We start from the raw sequence: 18,401 nt of genomic DNA, 5'->3' as shown, positions 1-18,401 counted from the left end.
GTCTGCGTACCAAAAAAAGAGAACACAACAATGACAACAAAAGTAATGGCGTTCGGCGAAGCCTTAATCGATTTTCTTTCTAATGGGGCCATTCAAGCTGGAGAGCTTGAATCCTTTACTAAGTTTCCGGGTGGCGCGCCGGCGAATGTTGCTGTTGCGGTGGCTCGTTTGGGTGGCAATAGTCACTTTGTGGGTCAAGTTGGCGACGACGCGTTTGGTCATTTCTTGAAAACCTCGCTTGATGAGTACGGCGTGAATACCAGTAACATGCTGATGACAAAAGAAGCAAAAACCGCCTTGGCTTTCGTCAGTTTAGACAATACCGGCGAACGTAGTTTTGAATTTTACCGTAGTCCATCGGCTGATATTTTGTTTAAAGAAGCAGATTTTGATGCGGCTTGGTTCGCAGACAGCAAAGGTGTTTTTCATACGTGTTCTAATACCTTGACGGACGCTGATATTACCAAGGCGACGTTGGCCGGTGTCAGCATGGCGCGTGCGGCGAATTGGATTGTCAGTATCGATGTGAATTTACGCATGAACCTTTGGCCGAATGAGCAAGTCGATATTCAACGAGTGATCGATTGGATGCAAAGCGGTGATGTTGTAAAAGCCAGTTTGGAAGAGCTTGTCGTATTGGCAGAAGACCCATTCTTGTTGATTGAACAGACCCTTGCGGCTGGCGTGACCTTATTTGTGTTGACGGACGGCGGTAACGCTATTCGATTTTATACGCTGGAACACGGAGTCTGTGAGGTGGTTACGCCTAAAGTAGAAGTAAAAGATACCACCGCCGCGGGCGATGCATTCGTTGGCGGCTTGCTTTATCAGTTGGCAGAAAAAGGCGGAGACCGTGCCTCTTTGGCGGTATTCTCTCAGCAGCAACTCGTGGATATTATTCGTTTTGCCGCCGCTTGTGGTGCGGATTCAGTAACGAAATTAGGCGCCTATCCATCATTGCCGTCTTTAGAGCAAGCTCAGGCTCAGCTAGATCGTTTTTAATAAATACAGGCATTCAAAAAATATGAAGGCGTATTAGTTAAACGGTTAAGAATCCATTTAGTGTGTTAAGTCGAACGACAAAGCGTGGCCATGTCCACGCTTTTTTTATGCCTGTAAATCTCTTTTTAATGTGTAAGAAAAAAGTAAAAAAATGATGTTTTTGACGGATTTTTTTATACTTAACTTGCTGAATTCATAATAAATTCTCTTCTTTGCTGGTTTTTTGTACAAAACAGACCCGTAAAACGAGATTCGCACTTTCGTCATAATCTACTAAATTTTAAAAACAATTAAGTCGATATTAAGGAGGTTAGGCGCTTGAAGCTCTGTGTTTGATTGTTAATAATCAAATTCCTTCTTAATCCTTATAGAAGACATGTTTTACCTTGTTTCGTCCTATGATAATAAAAACAAAGGCGTGCTAGGGGTTTCCCGAGCGAGCCTGTAAGGAGCAATGATGAAAAAATCTCTATTGTCCGCGGCAGTAGCCCTGACACTTTCCGTAAATGCTGTGCATGCAGCAGACCTCTTATTTAAACCAGGTGAGGATTCTCGCTTTAGCTGGGACAGTTATGAAGCGTTAAAATCTGTCGACCTTTCTGGTGAAACAATTTCTGTGTTTGGTCCTTGGACTGGCGACGAAAAAAACAATTTTGAGCGCGTTACTGCTTACTTTGAAAAAGCAACGGGCGCTAAAGTGAAATACGCTGGTTCAGATTCTTTCGAGCAGCAAGTCGTGATTGATACGCAAGCGGGCAGCGCGCCGAACATTTCGGTTTTTCCTCAGCCGGGCTTAGCCGCTGATTTGGCCGCAAAAGGTTTTCTGACGCCGCTTAGCGATACCGTAAAAAATGACGTTGTAAAAGACTACGCAGCGGGCCAATCTTGGGTTGATCTAGCGACCTTTAAAGACAAAAAAGGCGCAAAAGAATTTTACGGTGTATTTTACCGTGCTGATTTGAAGTCCTTGGTTTGGTATTCGCCTGACAACTTTGAAGATGCAGGTTACGACGTACCAGAAACCATGGAAGATCTGAAAGCGCTAACGGAAGAGATCGTCGCAGATGGCGGCACGCCTTGGTGTATTGGTTTGGGTTCGGGTGCCGCAACAGGTTGGCCTGCAACAGATTGGGTAGAAGATTTATTGCTTCGCACACAACCTGCATCGGTTTATGACAAATGGGTAACCAACGAGATTAAATTTGACGACCCTCGTGTTGTCGGTGCCATCGAAGAGTTTGGCTGGTTTGCTCGTAATGATGCGTTTGTTGATGGCGGTGCCGGCGCGGTTGCGTCTACAGATTTCCGTGATAGCCCAAAAGGCATGTTCCAATCACCGCCTAAATGTTATCTACATCGTCAAGCATCATTCATTCCTGCTTTCTTCCCCGAAGGAACCAAGTTAGGTCTAGACGCCGATTTCTTCTACTTCCCAGCGTACGCCTCTAAAGATTTGGGCAACCCAGTATTGGGCGCCGGAACGTTGATGAGCATCACCAATGATTCTAAAGGCGCACGTGCCTTTATTGATTTCATTCGCTCGCCAATCTCTCATGAATTGTGGATGGCGCAAACGGGCTTTATCTCTGCTCACTTGAAAGCGAACCCAGAGGTTTACTCAAGCGAAGCGGCGAAAAAACAAGGTGAAATCATACGTTATGCAACGACGTTCCGTTTTGATGGATCGGATTTGATGCCAGGTAAGATTGGTGCCGGTTCCTTCTGGACAGGCATGGTCGATTACACGGGTGGTAAAGACGCCAAAGAAGTCGCTCACGACATCCAAAAAACATGGGATGCGTTGAAGTAACTTCGTGAGAAGCCCTAGCGTGAACTCTCACTCTAGGGCTTTTTTGTATGTGAAGCGGATGACGGCTTTTAATGTGTCACTGCATTGATATTTTTGGAGATTCTATGGGACAGCTTGCCACAGCGTTAGTGACCATGATCCTAGGTGTTATGGGATGTGCCGCTTATTTTTATGGCTCAAACTTCCTGCTAGATAAAATTTTCCCGACGAAAAACTGTTCCGCTAACGTGGTAACGAAAAATTTACGCACGTCGAATGCGATTCGCCCTTGGTTGTTTTTAGGCCCAGCGGTCTTACTGCTGACGTTTTATCTGTTCTACCCTGTGATTGAGTCTATTCGCTTGTCCTTTTATGGTCGTAGCGGCGAAGAGTTTGTCGGACTTGCTAATTACAAATGGCTATTTGGCAGCGATGAGTTTTATGAATCTTTTCGTAACAACATGCTTTGGCTGATTGTTGTTCCAACGGCAGCGACTTTTTTTGGCCTTATCATTGCGACCATGACGGATCGTATTTGGTGGGGCAACATTGCCAAAAGCCTGATTTTTATGCCCATGGCCATTTCTTTTGTTGGCGCGTCGGTTATTTGGAAATTTATTTACGATTTTCGCACTGGTGGTGAAGACCAAATAGGGCTGTTGAATGCCTTGGTCGTGTTCTTCGGTGGAGAACCTCAGACTTGGCTTACTATTCCGATTTGGAATAATTTCTTTTTAATGATTATTTTAGTCTGGATTCAAACGGGTTTTGCCATGGTGATTTTATCCGCGGCATTACGGGGTATTCCGGATGAAACCATTGAAGCTGCCGTGTTAGACGGCGCGAATGGTTTTCAAATTTTCTACAAAATTATGGTGCCACAAATCTGGGGAACCATTGCCGTTGTTTGGACCACCATTACTATTTTGGTTTTGAAGGTATTCGATATTGTCTTGGCGATGACGAATGCCCAATGGGGAACACAAGTATTGGCCAATCAAATGTTTAGTTGGATGTTTAATGGCGGTGGTGATTTTGGCCGTGGCGCGGTGATTGCGTTGGTTATTATGGTGCTGGTTATTCCTATCATGGTGTGGAACATTCGTCGCGCCAATGCAGAAATGGAGGGCCGTTAATATGATTACCTCTTCTAAACGCACGCCGTTAACCTATTTAGTTCATGCGACCGTGTTGTTCCTTGTCATTATTTGGACTATTCCTACAGCAGGTTTGTTTATCTCGTCGATTCGAGATAAAAACCAACTGTCTACGTCTGGCTGGTGGACCGCATTGTCGACGTCAGAACAGCGCCTTATTGCTCGAGCTCATGAGCCAAAGGCTCAAGTTCAAGAGGGCGACCGCTTTGTTATTCGCGGTAATCTTTTCGAAGGATCGGCAGGCCAAATAATCCAATTTGGCGCTAGTTCATTAAGGCCTGATGAATTTGATGTCGGCACGGTTGCTGAACTTAAAAAAGGTGAGACCTTACAGGTTCTGGAGAATGGCGATTATGCATTTTCTTCGCCGACGCAATGGAAAGGTTCCCGCGGTGACCGTATTTTTTACACTGCCGAGATTCCACCACGCTTTACGTTAGAAAACTATCGTGAAGTATTAAATGCAGAAGGTTTGGGCAAGTCTTTCATTAATTCGTTAACCGTCACAATACCAGCGACCATTATTCCTATTTTGGTGGCGGCGTTTGCGGCCTATGCGCTTGCTTGGATGCGTTTTCCTGGTCGTGCGTTACTGGTGGCGGCTGTGGTGGGTTTGCTGGTTGTGCCGTTGCAAATGTCATTGATTCCGTTGCTAAAAAGCTACAACATGATTGGTGAATTTTTCGGCGTAGGCTCCAAAACCTATGTGGGGATTTGGCTTGCGCATACGGGCTTTGGTTTGCCTTTAGCGATTTATTTACTGCGCAATTATATTGTTGGTTTGCCGAGGGAAATTATTGAATCGGCACGGGTTGATGGTGCATCGGACTTCGATATTTTCCGTAAAATAGTGTTGCCATTATCATTTCCTGCCTTAGCGTCTTTTGCCATCTTCCAGTTTCTTTGGGTATGGAATGATTTGCTGATTGCCATGGTGTTCCTTGGTAACGATGCTGAGCACATGGTGTTAACCGGTCAGCTGCGTGAGTTGTTAGGTTCGCGTGGTGGTAACTGGGAAATTCTGACGGCGTCTGCGTTTATTACCATCATTATTCCTTTGTGTGTCTTCTTTAGCTTACAGCGTTATTTAGTGCGCGGTTTGCTGGCAGGCTCGGTGAAATAACACAACCTAAGCAGGTGGGTGGAGCGTTTGCTCCTCACCTAAGGTATGAATTTAGATTGAGGCAGTAGAATCATGGCTGATGTTAAGTTAACCCACGTTAAGAAAATTTATTCGAATAACGTTGAAGTATTAAGCGATATCAATTTGGACATCAAACAAGGCGAGTTTATCGTTTTTGTTGGTCCATCCGGCTGCGGTAAGTCGACGTTGTTGCGGATGATTTCTGGCCTAGAAGAGATTTCTGCAGGAACGTTAGAGATTGATGGAGAAGTCGTGAACGACACTCCTCCAGCATTGCGTGGTATCGCAATGGTGTTCCAAAGTTATGCTTTGTATCCGCACATGACGGTGTACGACAATATGGCGTTCAGCTTGCAAATTGCTAAGGTGAAAAAAGCCGATATCGATCAGCAAGTGCGTAAAGCGGCTGACATGCTGCAATTAACGCCGTACCTAGACCGTTTGCCAAAAGCGCTTTCGGGTGGTCAGCGTCAGCGTGTGGCGATTGGTCGTGCGATTGTTCGCCGTCCGAAAGTATTTTTATTTGATGAACCTTTGTCTAACTTGGATGCGGCTTTGCGCGTGGCAACGCGTATGGAAATTGCCAACCTTAAAGACAGTATGCCTGACTCGACGATGATCTATGTAACCCACGATCAAGTAGAAGCCATGACCTTGGCGGATCGTATTGTGCTTTTGTCCGGCGGTAACATTGAACAAGTGGGTTCGCCTCTCGAACTTTATGAGCACCCAGCCAATGTGTTTGTTGCTAAGTTTATTGGCTCGCCTGCGATGAACATAGTGCCTTGTCATATTGAACAGGCGGGTTTACAAACTTTAGTTTCCTTGTCTGCCTCCGCATCGATTCAGACGACTATCGTGACTGAGCCAAGTGAACAAGCCAAACCTGCGTTCTTTGGTATTCGCCCAGAAGATCTGACGGTCGTAGCGGCAGAAGATAAGAGCCTTTTCTCTGGCGATGTGGCGTTTGTTGAATCTCTAGGGGAAGCGACCTTGCTGTACGTGAGCATACCGGGCGCTGAAGAGATGGTGATCACAAAGCAAGCCGGCACATTGGCCATTAAACGGGGCGATAAAGTGTATTTATCCGCATCGCCTGAAAAAATGCATTTGTTTGATGAGAACGAACAGTCTTATCTGCGCCAAGGTTAATGAACTAAGATGTTTTGAATGGTTAGCAATACTGTAATTTTCAATAGGGGTAATGCGTTGGCATTGCCCCATGTTTTATCTTTTTTGGAGAGTCTTGATGACAACCAATCTGAATTGGTGGAAAGGTGGGATAATTTATCAAATTTACCCACGTAGTTTTATGGACGCGAATGGCGATGGTGTCGGCGATTTAGCGGGCATTACGAGTAAGCTGGATTATGTCGCGTCATTAGGTGTGGATGCTATCTGGTTATCGCCTATTTTTACGTCGCCAATGAAGGACTTTGGTTACGATGTATCTGATTATTGCAATATCGATCCAATGTTCGGCAGTTTAGCGGATTTTAAAACCTTAGTTGACCGTTCTCATGAACTGGGTCTTAAGGTCATGATTGACCAAGTAATCAGTCATTCAGCAGATGTTCATCCTTGGTTTGAGGAAAGCCGTCAGGATAAAACGAACCCTAAAGCCGATTGGTATGTTTGGGCCGACCCAAAGCCAGACGGTTCACCGCCAAACAATTGGCTGTCTATTTTTGGTGGCAGCGCGTGGAAATGGGACAGTCGTCGTTTGCAGTATTACCTGCATAACTTCTTAGAATCTCAACCGGACTTTAATTTCCATAATCCAGATGTTCGTAAAGCGCATTTGGATAATATGCGTTTTTGGTTGGAATTAGGGGTCGAAGGCTTCCGTTTGGATACGGTGAATTTCTATTTCCACAGCGAAGGGTTAGAAGACAATCCTCCCGTGCCAGCAGGTGAGCCTAAAACCATGGGCGCGCCACACGATAACCCATACACCTACCAACGACATGTGTACGATTTGAGTCGCCCTGAGAACTTGGATTTCTTAAAAGACTTACGGGTCATGATGAACGAGTTTCCAGGCAGCACCATGGTGGGTGAAATTGGCGATGACTTTCCACTGAAACGCATGGCGGAATACACATCAGGTGGCGATAAGTTGCACATGGCGTATACCTTCGATTTCTTGAATACGCCGCACTCTCCAGCATACATCCGAAAAACCTTAGCCAACATGAACGACATTGTGGGCGACGGTTGGCCTTGTTGGGCCTTGTCTAACCATGACGTAGTGCGTTCTCGTACTCGCTGGGGCGCGGAAGAAGATGGCGAGGCGTATCCACTGATTGCGATGGCGCTTATTTTATCGCTGCGTGGCAGTGTGTGTTTGTATCAAGGCGAAGAACTTGGTTTGCCGGAAGCGGACGTGCCGTTTGAACGCATTCAAGATCCTTATGGCATTCCGTTGTGGCCTGTCTTTAAAGGCCGTGATGGCTGTCGTACGCCAATGGTTTGGGAAAACAAACCTCAAGGTGGGTTCTCAACGATTGAACCTTGGTTGCCAGTTGATAACGCGCATTTGCCTTTGAGTGTGGCGGCGCAAGAAGCGAATCCAAATTCCTTGTTACACAAGGTTCGTCAGCTGATTCATTGGCGTCAAGCGCAACCCGCGTTGGTCAATGGTGAGTTGTCTCAAGTGGATGTGGGCAACGCTCAGTTGATAGCGTTGGTTCGTGAATACGAAGGTACTCGCCTTTTGGTGGTGTTGAACATGACAAGTGACACTCAGCACGCGACATTAACCACAGATGTGATGGATGTCTTACAAGGTCATGGTTTTTCGCCGACATTAGAGGGTCAAAATTTGACATTACCGGCTTATCAAGCGTTTTACGCTACGTTGTCTTAAGCCGTATTGAACCATTCCATGCGCTTTTAATTGATGTTCTGTCATCAACAAGCCGATTTTCGTTTTACGTAAATCGGCTTGTTTGTCGAAGTTCTTTATTGCTTACGAGTCGTTAGTATGACAAAAAATATAAAAAAACTGACTTTAAAAGACGTCGCAGATCGACTGAAGGTGTCCACGGCAACGATTTCGAATGCCTTCAATAGACCGGATCAGTTATCGGCTATCTTGCGTGAAAATATTCTTAGCGAATGCGAAAAAATGGGCTATTTTGGTCCTAATGCAGCGGCTCGCAGTTTGCGTACAGGTCGTACAGGCATTGTTGGTGTGGTTTTGTCTGATGATTTGAGTTACAGCCTGACAGACCCTGTTGCTAATCAATTTTTGAAAGGCATGGCGGAAGTATTTGAAGCCAATGAGTACAATATGTTGCTGTTGTCTTCTGATCAAGTTGAGCAGGACGCACAAAGCCGTATGCAATCGTCTATGGTGGATGGTTTTATTGTTTACGGTCACAAACCTCAGCAATGTATTAATGCGCCTTGGTTGATGCCGAATAAAAATATCATCACCGTTGACAGTTTTCTCCCTGGAACGACCTCGGTAAACATAGAAAATCACAGCGGGGCTTATACGATTGCCTGTCACGCGTTGACTCATAAGCCCAAAAATATCGTTATTTTAGGCTTATGCCTTTTGGACACTGATCGCGTATGTCGGGTTCGAGAGGATGAGCTGTATGATCGAGCCGCCTCGATTTCTATTCAACGGCTATATGGTTATTTTGACGCATTGAAGGAGCATGAAGCCTCGGTTTCTTCAGAGCATATTTGGAACATACCTGAAAACAATCACAAGTTAGCGTATCAAGCGGCGCGTGAAGCGCTGACCATGGCACAACGTCCCCAGTTGTTATTGTGTATGAGTGATTGTATTGCGATTGCAGCGGTCCAAGCCGCATTACACATGGGTTTACGTGTGCCAGAAGACTTACATGTTGTTGGTTTTGATGGCATTGCTGAAAGTGCCAATATTCACCCTTCAATCACCACGATCCATCAGCAAACGGTAGAAAAAGGTCGCGTTGCTGCTGAGGTGTTTTTAGGGCTTCGAGAAGCAAAAGATGTGGTATTAGAAACAGAGCTGATTATTCGCGAAAGTTGTCCTTCGTTCATTGAACCAGCGCTTGTCTAATGTTTATAGCGTCGTCAAACCCAGTAGTTTGAAATATCGGCAGTAGGGTCGAGATGATAGGCAATTTGCGCTTGTAATAATTCTGCCGAAGACAAGGCGTCTGTTAGGGCGTGATGCGCCTTGTAGCGAGGTAATTTATAACGCTGTCGACAAGCATCTAAGCGCAGAGATGGAGGTCTTCCAAAACGTTTCCACCACGGTTTATAGACGGCTTGACGCTCAATATCCATGGTATCAAGCACAGGAAAATAGAACGGATAACCGTATATGTCCATGGCGGCTTTGAGTAAAAACTGGCGTTCGATGGCCACGCAATGTACGACAATGACTTGGTTGGCTAATGCCACCAATATCTCATCTAAAATGGCGTGCAGAGGAGGCGCTTCAGCTAATTCTGCATGAGTGATTTCATGAATGGTGACGGATTCTGCATTTAGCGATCGTTCTGGTTTTGCCATCCAATATTTCGCACCTTGACAGCGAATGGTTTTATTATTAAGCGGAATTAAGCCAAGACTGATGATTTCATCTGTGCTGGGGTCGAGGCCTGTGGTTTCTAAATCCAATGCCAATAAGGGCGTGTCTTTCAAAGCGGTATTAGGTGGAACCATTCCCGCCTGATAATAGCGTTTTAAAGGGCCTTCTGGTGCTTCTTCGGCCCATTCTGCAAACATGGATTGCCAGTCCTGTACATCGACTTTAGGCTTGTTGTTCAATGCAATTCTCCCCATTTAACTGCGCTTTCCAGCGTAGCGGAATTTAATAAACTCTTGTTGGCGAGAAACGATGTGAAAAGCGTCTCGTAAATGGCGTTTTTCGAATGAAGACAAGTTTTCAGGATTGACGTTGTTATTAGGTTCTTCACCAGCTTCTATTTGATCTTTCTGATTTCGAATGCGAACCATGCCGATCATTTCTAACGCCAAAGCAAGGTCTTTGGCACGACCATCAGGTAACAAACCGGCGGCTTCAATATCTTCGATACGCTCTAGTGTGTTGAGCTTGTCGCTGCCACAAGCAAGGGCATGCACGCGGACGATATCAATAATCGGCGCAATGCCTCTTTCCTTGAGGTTAAAAGTGCGTGACTGCTTGCCTTCACCATCTAAGACAAACTGTCTAAAAAATCCCAACGGCGGTTTTCGTTGATTGGCATTACGAGCCATAAAGGTTAAAAAACCAGAGTGTTGCTTGGCTTCTTTGCGTATATGTTGATTTAGCTGTTTTGCTAAGGTTTTATCGCCGTAGATCCCTCGTAAATCAAAGAAGATAGACAGACGCAGTAGCGCTTCTGCTTTGGGTTTTTGAATCCACTCGCTGAAGTTCTCTTTCCATACGTTAAGAGGCTGACGCCAGCGTAGGTTAGATGCCATGATGTCACCAGTGCAAAGCGTGTAGCCGCAAAGGTCGAGGTTTTTACAAACCCAGTCGCTCAGATTTTTGAAGTATTCCCCATGCAATGACTCATCGTATTTATCGCTTAAAATTAGGGCGTTATCTTGATCCGTTTTGATGGTTTGTTCTTCTCTTGCCTGTGAGCCAAGGGCAATAAAACAATAGGGGACAGGTGCTGGGCCAAATTTTTCCTCACCAAGCTGTAAGAGACGCTTTACAAAGGCCGTACCAATGTGCGTCATGGCATTACCTATCATTTGAGTATTGGCGTCTGCGACGACGAGCTGGTTAAAGGTGTGCGTCATCTTATGGCTAATGGCTTGTAAGCCTTCGATGTTGCTTTGTTTGAAAATATCGCTGATTAAATAGACGCTGCCATGGCTCTCTTTTTGGATGATGTCACCAGTACTCACGACGCCGATAGGGCGGCCATTTTTAATAATGGGGATATGGTGAACATTACGCGCCATCATTTTTAACACGGCTTCCGAGGCGTAATCACGGCTGTCCATGACAATGGGATCCCGTGTCATGATACTGGAAATAGGGGTGTCGTAAGCAAGGCCTTTGGCAACGGCTCGGGTGCGCAAGTCGCGGTCTGTGACGATGCCGATGAGCTCATCATTATCGGTAATCAATAAACTGGAGACTCGATGCTCTGACATGATTTGTGCTGCTAGACGAATATCAGAGTCAATATGTGTGCTAATAGGAGGTCGTCTTAATAAACTGATCACTGGGCAGGTCATTAAGGATACATCTGAGTTTTGTGAATCCATCGCAACGCGCAGACGCACTTCTCGGGCTAGTTGGAAAAAATCAGAAAAAGTATCGTTTTCCTCGTACAGCTTGAGAAACCAACGGGCTGGAATGCAATACAGTAAACTGTCTTCTATGGTGCGCATCGATTGTGACGATTTTCCACCACGTAAGAGAGAGGCGTAGCCAAATAACTCGCCTTCATTCATACGTCGAATTAATTTTTCTTCTTTGCTGAGTACTTCAATCGCGCCACTACGAATAAAGAAAAGTGTATTATTTAACGCACTGGGAGCGATTACCCACTCTCCTGCTCTAACATACTGAATCTCTATTTCTTTGGTCATATCATTGAGTTGCGGGTCTTCGGCAATCTCATTGAAAGGCGAGTGCTGACAAAGTGCTTCGAGTATCTCTGTTAATTCGACGTCCATTTTACCATTCCTGTTCAGTGAACCTATTTATTGAAGCAGTGGTGACGCTATGGTGACAACGCCCATAATGAGAAAGAGTACACAAGCAAGTTGTCGGGTTCGATCTGCATTGATCTTGTCCATGATCCATCGACCTGCAAACACAACGGGTACATTCGCTAGCATCATACCAAGGGTTGAGCCTAACAAGACCATCCAAACACTGCCATAGTGAGCGCCTAATAAAATCGTGGCGATTTGTGTCTTGTCGCCTATTTCAGCAAGAAAAAACAGCACAAACGTCGCGCCAAACGCGCCATATTTCAGTATGGTATTTTCTTCGCTGTCATCTTTATCTGGGATTAATAACCATAAACCCACAGCAATAAAACTTAAACCGATAATCCAACTGATTGCACTGTCGGGAATCCAGCGTGCAATTTCGACACCGAGCCAAGCAGATAAAAGATGATTGAGTAGAGTCGCAAAAAGAATGCCTAGAACAATCGACATTTTGGAGGCAAATCGGGTGGCAAGAAATAAAGCTAAGAGTTGGGTTTTATCGCCCATTTCAGCAAGAGCAACGGTAGAGATAGAAGTGAGTAGAGCTTCCATTTTTTGATGGGTCCTAGGTGGGCTATAAAACAAAAGACAATCTACCTGTGCCCACCTGAGCCAAGTCATTGTCTTAAGTCTCACCAATCCCGTCGATTCACATCGTATCAGGACTTCTTTGCCACGAGCTTGAGGCCCAATTATGTTGACAAAGAATCTTTGCAGTACACAGATTCGTACGTACAAAGAAGATTACTCCCCTAAGAAGGTGCTGATAATAGAGTATTCGGCAAAAAAAAACAACGCGAGCGGTAATGGCCGCTCGCGTTGTTTTTAGTAGAAATTGCTCTTTATATTTTTACGTTTTTTTATAAAGATGCATGTCGCTATGTAAACCTTTCCACAAACTCACACACATTATCAACATAAGCACGGTGAACGGTAAGCCAATCGTGATGGCTGCCGCTTGAATCGCGCCTAATGCTTCAGAACCGCCACCAACAAGTAGGGCAATCGCAATGATGCCTTCTAGAACGGCCCAAAATACACGCTGTATCATAGGTGCGTCAGTCTTACCGCCGGCTGTGATGCCATCGATAACCAAAGAACCTGAGTCAGAAGAGGTCACAAAGAAGACCAAGACTAGAATGATACCAACGAAGGACGTCAAAGACGTGAGTGGTAGGCTGGCAAACATTTGGAACATCGCAAGTGAAGAATCCGTGATGCCATTTGCGAGGGAACCTACGCCATTTTCTACTTGCTCAATGGCAGAACCACCGAAAATAGACATCCATACTAAGGACACAACGGTTGGTACTAACAACACAGCAACAATGAATTCACGTACCGTACGACCACGAGAAACACGCGCGATAAACATGCCGACAAATGGGGACCAGGAAATCCACCAAGCCCAATAGAACACAGTCCAACCGTGATAGAAGGTTTCGTCATCACGACCAATCCAGTTACTCAGAGGAATGATATTTTCAACGTAGCTTAAAAAGAAAGAACCCATAGCCGCGAAGATCGCGCCGGTATTACCAACGATGACAATAAACAACGCCAAGCCACCAGCAATGATCATGTTGACATTAGAAAGCAGTTTAACACCGCCTTCTAGACCACGTGCAACCGAGATAATGGCCACCGCCGTTACCGCACAAATCACAACAATTTGTGTCATTAACGTGTTGGGAATGCCGAATAAGAAATTGAGACCACTTGTTGCTTGCTGTGCACCAAAGCCAAGTGATGTTGCCAAACCAAAGATAGTGGCAATAACTGCGATTACGTCGATTACGTGACCGACACCGCCCCATACTTTTTCACCTAATAGTGGGTAAAAAGCAGAACGAATGGTCAGTGGCAAACCTTTGTTATAAGCGAAGAACGCTAAAGAAAGGCCAACAACCGCATAGATAGCCCAAGGATGAAGACCCCAATGGAACATGGTTGCGCCCATGGCCAAGTCTTTCGCTTCAGGCGTGTTTGCAACCACATCAAATGGCGTACCGTACCAACCTGTATAGTAGGCAACAGGTTCTGCAACACTCCAGAACATTAAGCCAATACCCATACCAGCCGCGAACAGCATGGAAAACCAAGTGATGGTTGAATGCTCTGCTTTTGCCTCGGTACCGCCAAGACGAATCTTACCTAAAGGAAGAACAATCAAAAGGAGGCAGAAGAGCACAAAGATATTGCCAGATACCATAAAGAACCAATCAAAATTATTGATTGACCAATTTTTTCCTGCTGACAATAGTGCACTTGCATCTGCTGGGAATAAAATACTACCAAGTATGAAAGCAAAAATGATGATGGCACTTGTGCTAAAGACAGGGTTGAGTACATCTAGGCCAAGAAACTGAACGTTATCTTGCCCTACTTTGTACGACGTGTTGTATTCTGCCCGACCGCTGTCAGGTACTTTGTTACTCATAAATATTCTCCTGAATTAGTGAAATTTTCCAAACCTTCCAAACTAAAACCAACGTGAGCGTTTTTTATACAATTTCGCTACCTTACACTAAAAGTATTCCCATTATAGGACTGTTCTTAATGCGACGTATTTTGTTCTATTTTAGCAATTAACCGATAATTTAGCGTTGTAAATTCGCAAGTTATGCTTTTTTAAAACTGAGCCCAACGAAGAGGTAGACTGCATGCCGAGAATGATTAAATTGTTAAAATAGAACAAAGCGGCCGTGTTGATTGTTGTGCTTGAAAAGATAATGTCTATTGGAAATTCACTAGATTTATATCTCCAATGAAGCAAAAAAAGGCCATCAATGATGGCCTTTTTTTGTTCTTAACTGGACAAGGATTACACCAATTTAGTTAGATGTCAAATTATAGTAAATAAAGTGACGTGTTATGGAAGGAACAGTTCAAGCAATTCATTGAGGAATAATTTGCCTTTTTCGGTGGTTTTAACACGATTGTTTTTCCATGCCTCGGAGTCTAATAAACCCTGTTTCAATGCAGTTTCACAGGCTTTTATCAAAGACGTTGGTAACTTTTGGTAGGTAAATCGCTCATAGTCATTTAGATCGAATGTTTCGAATAAGCGTAACCGGTTCATCATGAATTCCAGTGGCAGGTCTTCTTGTTCTATGGCGTCTTTGATGACAAGCGCTTCTGGTAGATTGTTGAGGTAATGGTTTGGGTGTCTGGTCTTTCGTGTACGAAATATTTGACCATTACTCAATGTGATCTTGCCATGGGCTCCAGCGCCAATGCCGATGTAATCGCCAAAACGCCAATAGTTAAGATTGTGTTCGGCACGGCGGTTTATTTTTGAGTTGGCTGATACTTCATACTGAACGTATCCATGTTGGGTGAGCAAAGCTTGGCCTTCATCTTGAATGCCCCATAAGGTGTTGTCTTCTGGCAATGTGGGAGGGCGGCGATAAAACTCGGTGTTTGGCTCAATGGTTAATTGATACCAAGATAAGTGCTCAGGGTTAAGCTTTATCGCGAGAGATAAGTCTTCCATGGCCATTTCTAGGCTTTGATCGGGTAAGCCGTGCATCAAATCGAGGTTGATATTGTCGAAGCCAGCAGCTCTAGACTTATCCACAGCGTGTATGGCTTCGTCTCGGTTGTGGATTCTTCCTAGGGTTTTCAACAGGTTTGGCTGGAAACTTTGAATGCCAATGGAAAGCCGATTAATGCCTGCTTGGCGAAAATGGCTGAATTTTTCCTGCTCAAACGTGCCCGGATTGGCTTCCATGGTAATTTCGGCATTGTCCGCCCACGTGAGTTTCTCGCGTAAAGCGTCCATCAAACGGTAGTAAAAGTCTTCGCTCATTAAGCTGGGCGTGCCGCCGCCAATGAATGCCGTTTGAATCGGACGGCCAGCAACATAAGGCAAATCGGCGTCTAGATCGGCGAGCAATTGCGCCAAATAAGCGTCTTCAGGCAGTTTTCCATTGGTTTCAAAACGATCAGCTTGATGAGAATTGAAATCGCAATAAGGACACTTGCGAACGCACCAAGGTAAATGGATATACAAACTCAATGGTGGCAACAGAATGCTCACAGTAGACTGCTTTGTTGCTGGAACGCTGCGAAAAGTTGCTTTAATGCTTTTGCTCGATGGCTTATTTGGTTTTTAACTTCTTTTGGCAGGCTTGCTGCACTGCAACCACATTCAGGAACGTAAAACACGGGATCATAACCAAAGCCTTCTTGACCTTCGTTTGATGTCATTATTCGTCCTTCCCAAACGCCGTGGAATACTTTTGGAGTAGGGTCATTTTCATGGCGCATATAGGCTAAAACACAATGAAAGCGTGCGGTGCGTTCGAGTTCAGCGACGCCGTCTAATTTTTCCAATAGCAGGGTGTTATTCGCTTCATTGTTACCGTGTTCTCCAGCAAAACGCGCAGAGTAAATACCGGGAGCACCATTTAGGTAATCTACTTCAATACCGGAATCATCCGCCAGAGCTGGCAAGCCTGTTTGGGCGCAAGCATTACGTGCTTTTAGAATCGCATTTTCAATAAAGCTTAAACCATTCTCTTCGGCTTCTTCGACATTAAATTCGCTTTGCGGTTTAACGTCGATGCCCATGTCGCTGAGCAATGCATTAAATTCTTTGATTTTACCGGCATTGTTGCTGGCTAAAACGATGGTTTTGTTCACCGGAGTTCCTCTTGATATTCTGCTACGAAGACGGCTGATTGACCGTCTTGTCGCTTAATTTATGGTTCAATGTACGGCTTAACGACTGATGTGGAAAATCGCCGTTTCACTGAATAGATTTGGCATAGAACGAATCCACCAGTGGTCTTTTAGATGCCCATCAACTGCGGCCCAGCGCAGAATTTTGATATCTTTTTCACGGCATAAACGCTCAAAATCTTGAAAGGTGAAAAAGTGGATGTTGGGTGTGTCGTACCAATTGTAGGGTAAAAAATCCGAAACCGGCATGCGGCCTTTTAGTGCAAGATGGAGTCGGCTGCGCCAGTGACCAAAGTTTGGAAAGGTAATGATGCATTCTTTACCAATTCGTAACATTTCATCGATTAAAAGATCAGGCCGGCGAAATTGTTGTAGGGCATGAGTCATCAGTACTAGATCAAAGCTTTGATCTTCAAAGTTCTGTAACCCTTCGTCTATGTTTTGCTCTAAAACAGAAATGCCTTTTTCTATACAAGTATTCAAATCCTCGGGACCGATCTCTAATCCATAGCCGTTGACCTGCTTGTTTTCAATCAGGTGATGGAGTAATTCTCCTGGGCCACAAGCCAAGTCGAGCACGCGTATGTTGGGCTGGATCCATTCATCGATCATTTCTAAGTCAGAGCGCATTAGTTGGCCTCCGTCGTTAAGCGATTGGCAACGCGAGTTAAAAAAGTACTCAACACCGCCATGTAGCGCGGAATAGGGAAAAGAAACGCATCATGACCTTCTTCAGCTTCTATTTTTGCGTACGAAACAGACTTACCCGCTTTGACGAGCGCATTGACAATTTCTTCACTGCGTTCCGGTGCAAAACGCCAGTCGGTGGTAAAAGAAACCAACAGGAATTCGCATTGCGCTTTGCTCAGCACTCCAGCCAAATCGCCATCGGCTTGCGCGGCAGGATCAAAGTAGTCGAGTGCTTTGGTCATCAACATGTAGGTGTTGGCATCAAAACGTTTAGTGAAGGCTTCGCCTTGATAACGTAGATAACTTTCTACTTCAAACTCAATGCCGTAATTGTATTGGTAACTGTCGTGACGCATTTGGCGACCAAACTTGGCGCCCATGGCATCGTCCGATAAATAGGTGATGTGACCTAGCATGCGAGCAAGGCCAAGGCCGTTGGTAGGCACGGACTTGTTGTCTAAATAATTCCCGTCAAAAAAATCTGGATCACGGCGAATAGACTGGCGCGCTACTTCGTTGAAAGCGATATTTTGAGTAGACAGTTTTGGTGCAGAAGCGACAATGACAGCGGCTTTCAAGCGATCAGGGAAACGGATACTCCATTCTAAAACCTGCATGCCGCCAAGGCTGCCACCGACAATGGCCGCAAAGGTTTTAATGCCGAGTAAATCGGCTAAGCGGGCTTGGCTTTGAACCCAGTCTTCTACGGTGACAATGGGAAAGCTTGCCTCCCAGCGTTGTCCTGTTTCAGGATTAATGGTGGTTGGGCCGGTAGAGCCACCACAGCCCCCCAAATTATTAAGAGCGACCACAAAAAAATGTGTGGTATCGATGGCTTTGCCGGGGCCAATAGCAGAATCCCACCAGCCTGGTTTGGTATCCGTGATTGCATGATAGCCTGCCGCGTGATGGTCGCCGCTTAAAGCATGACAAATCAAAATGGCATTAGACGCATTTTGATTCAGTGTGCCATAGGTTTCGTAAGTGAGTTGATAAGAAGACAAAGTTTGTCCGCAGCACAGCGCCAACGGTGTTTCAAATTGCGCAATCTGTGGCGTAACAATACCAACAGAGTCGGCTGGAATGACGTCCGGCATAGGTTTTTTTATATCCTAAAGTAAAGCCCTAATGAAGGTGCTCGAATTCCCGTGAAGAAGCGTGGGAAGGTTCATCGATGAATGATGCCACACAGTCTAGCGTTTGCGCCTAGTGTCATCAAGAGGTTGATAGCGCCATCAAG

At 45.2% G+C, this 18,401-nt stretch carries 15 protein-coding genes; 7 read left to right on the top strand and 8 right to left on the bottom strand.

Annotated features, from left to right (window positions below):
- Window positions 1-30: 30 nt before the first annotated feature.
- The 7 genes from MP3633_RS18320 (at window position 31) to MP3633_RS18290 (ending at window position 9,155) form a co-directional block, all read left to right on the top strand.
- Window positions 31-1,002 carry a carbohydrate kinase family protein gene (locus MP3633_RS18320; protein WP_176336588.1) on the top strand — a complete coding sequence of 324 codons (972 nt, stop codon included), beginning with the start codon at window positions 31-33 and terminating at the stop codon, window positions 1,000-1,002.
- A gap of 457 nt (window positions 1,003-1,459) precedes the next feature.
- Entirely contained in the window at window positions 1,460-2,812 is a 1,353-nt protein-coding gene (locus MP3633_RS18315; RefSeq protein ID WP_176336587.1) for an ABC transporter substrate-binding protein, read from the top strand.
- Window positions 2,813-2,916: 104 nt separating this feature from the next.
- A complete protein-coding gene (locus tag MP3633_RS18310; RefSeq protein WP_176336586.1) occupies window positions 2,917-3,927 on the top strand; it encodes a carbohydrate ABC transporter permease in 1,011 nt (336 codons plus the stop codon).
- A 1-nt stretch (window position 3,928) separates the two neighbouring features.
- Window positions 3,929-5,071, top strand: coding sequence for a carbohydrate ABC transporter permease (locus MP3633_RS18305; protein ID WP_176336585.1), 1,143 nt, complete (start codon window positions 3,929-3,931; stop codon window positions 5,069-5,071).
- A gap of 72 nt (window positions 5,072-5,143) precedes the next feature.
- The gene (locus MP3633_RS18300) at window positions 5,144-6,244 is read left to right on the top strand and encodes an ABC transporter ATP-binding protein (RefSeq protein ID WP_176336584.1); all 1,101 of its coding nucleotides are present in this window, start codon (window positions 5,144-5,146) and stop codon (window positions 6,242-6,244) included.
- 97 nt (window positions 6,245-6,341) lie between these two features.
- The gene (locus MP3633_RS18295) at window positions 6,342-7,961 is read left to right on the top strand and encodes an alpha-glucosidase family protein (RefSeq protein ID WP_176336583.1); all 1,620 of its coding nucleotides are present in this window, start codon (window positions 6,342-6,344) and stop codon (window positions 7,959-7,961) included.
- 117 nt (window positions 7,962-8,078) lie between these two features.
- Complete coding sequence (locus MP3633_RS18290; RefSeq protein ID WP_176336582.1) at window positions 8,079-9,155, top strand: LacI family DNA-binding transcriptional regulator; 1,077 nt, start codon at window positions 8,079-8,081, stop codon at window positions 9,153-9,155.
- A gap of 14 nt (window positions 9,156-9,169) precedes the next feature.
- Here the strand turns inward: MP3633_RS18290 and MP3633_RS18285 are convergent, their stop codons facing one another.
- The 8 genes from MP3633_RS18285 to metX form a co-directional block, all read right to left on the bottom strand.
- Complete coding sequence (locus tag MP3633_RS18285) at window positions 9,170-9,871, bottom strand: 3'-5' exonuclease (RefSeq protein WP_239495636.1); 702 nt, start codon at window positions 9,869-9,871, stop codon at window positions 9,170-9,172.
- A gap of 15 nt (window positions 9,872-9,886) precedes the next feature.
- The gene (locus MP3633_RS18280; RefSeq protein WP_112135262.1) at window positions 9,887-11,743 is read right to left on the bottom strand and encodes a putative nucleotidyltransferase substrate binding domain-containing protein; all 1,857 of its coding nucleotides are present in this window, start codon (window positions 11,741-11,743) and stop codon (window positions 9,887-9,889) included.
- A gap of 27 nt (window positions 11,744-11,770) precedes the next feature.
- Window positions 11,771-12,337 (bottom strand): TMEM165/GDT1 family protein, encoded by a 567-nt coding sequence (locus tag MP3633_RS18275; RefSeq protein ID WP_176336581.1) that lies wholly within the window; start codon window positions 12,335-12,337, stop codon window positions 11,771-11,773.
- A 298-nt stretch (window positions 12,338-12,635) separates the two neighbouring features.
- Window positions 12,636-14,225: a BCCT family transporter gene (locus tag MP3633_RS18270; protein ID WP_176336580.1), complete on the bottom strand. Its 1,590-nt coding sequence runs from the start codon at window positions 14,223-14,225 to the stop codon at window positions 12,636-12,638.
- 432 nt (window positions 14,226-14,657) lie between these two features.
- Window positions 14,658-15,827 carry a radical SAM family heme chaperone HemW gene (hemW, locus tag MP3633_RS18265; protein WP_176336579.1) on the bottom strand — a complete coding sequence of 390 codons (1,170 nt, stop codon included), beginning with the start codon at window positions 15,825-15,827 and terminating at the stop codon, window positions 14,658-14,660.
- Window positions 15,824-16,432 (bottom strand): RdgB/HAM1 family non-canonical purine NTP pyrophosphatase, encoded by a 609-nt coding sequence (gene rdgB / locus MP3633_RS18260; RefSeq protein ID WP_176336578.1) that lies wholly within the window; start codon window positions 16,430-16,432, stop codon window positions 15,824-15,826. Before rdgB ends, hemW begins: the two co-directional genes overlap by 4 nt.
- Before the next feature lie 78 nt (window positions 16,433-16,510).
- A complete protein-coding gene (gene metW, locus MP3633_RS18255) occupies window positions 16,511-17,101 on the bottom strand; it encodes a methionine biosynthesis protein MetW (RefSeq protein ID WP_112135253.1) in 591 nt (196 codons plus the stop codon).
- Complete coding sequence (gene metX, locus MP3633_RS18250) at window positions 17,101-18,258, bottom strand: homoserine O-succinyltransferase MetX (protein WP_176336577.1); 1,158 nt, start codon at window positions 18,256-18,258, stop codon at window positions 17,101-17,103. Before metX ends, metW begins: the two co-directional genes overlap by 1 nt.
- Window positions 18,259-18,401: the final 143 nt, after the last annotated feature.

Origin of the sequence: Marinomonas primoryensis (genome assembly GCF_013372285.1) — a bacterium.
Lineage (GTDB): Bacteria > Pseudomonadota > Gammaproteobacteria > Pseudomonadales > Marinomonadaceae > Marinomonas > Marinomonas primoryensis.
This window is presented reverse-complemented; position numbering and strand designations above follow the sequence as displayed.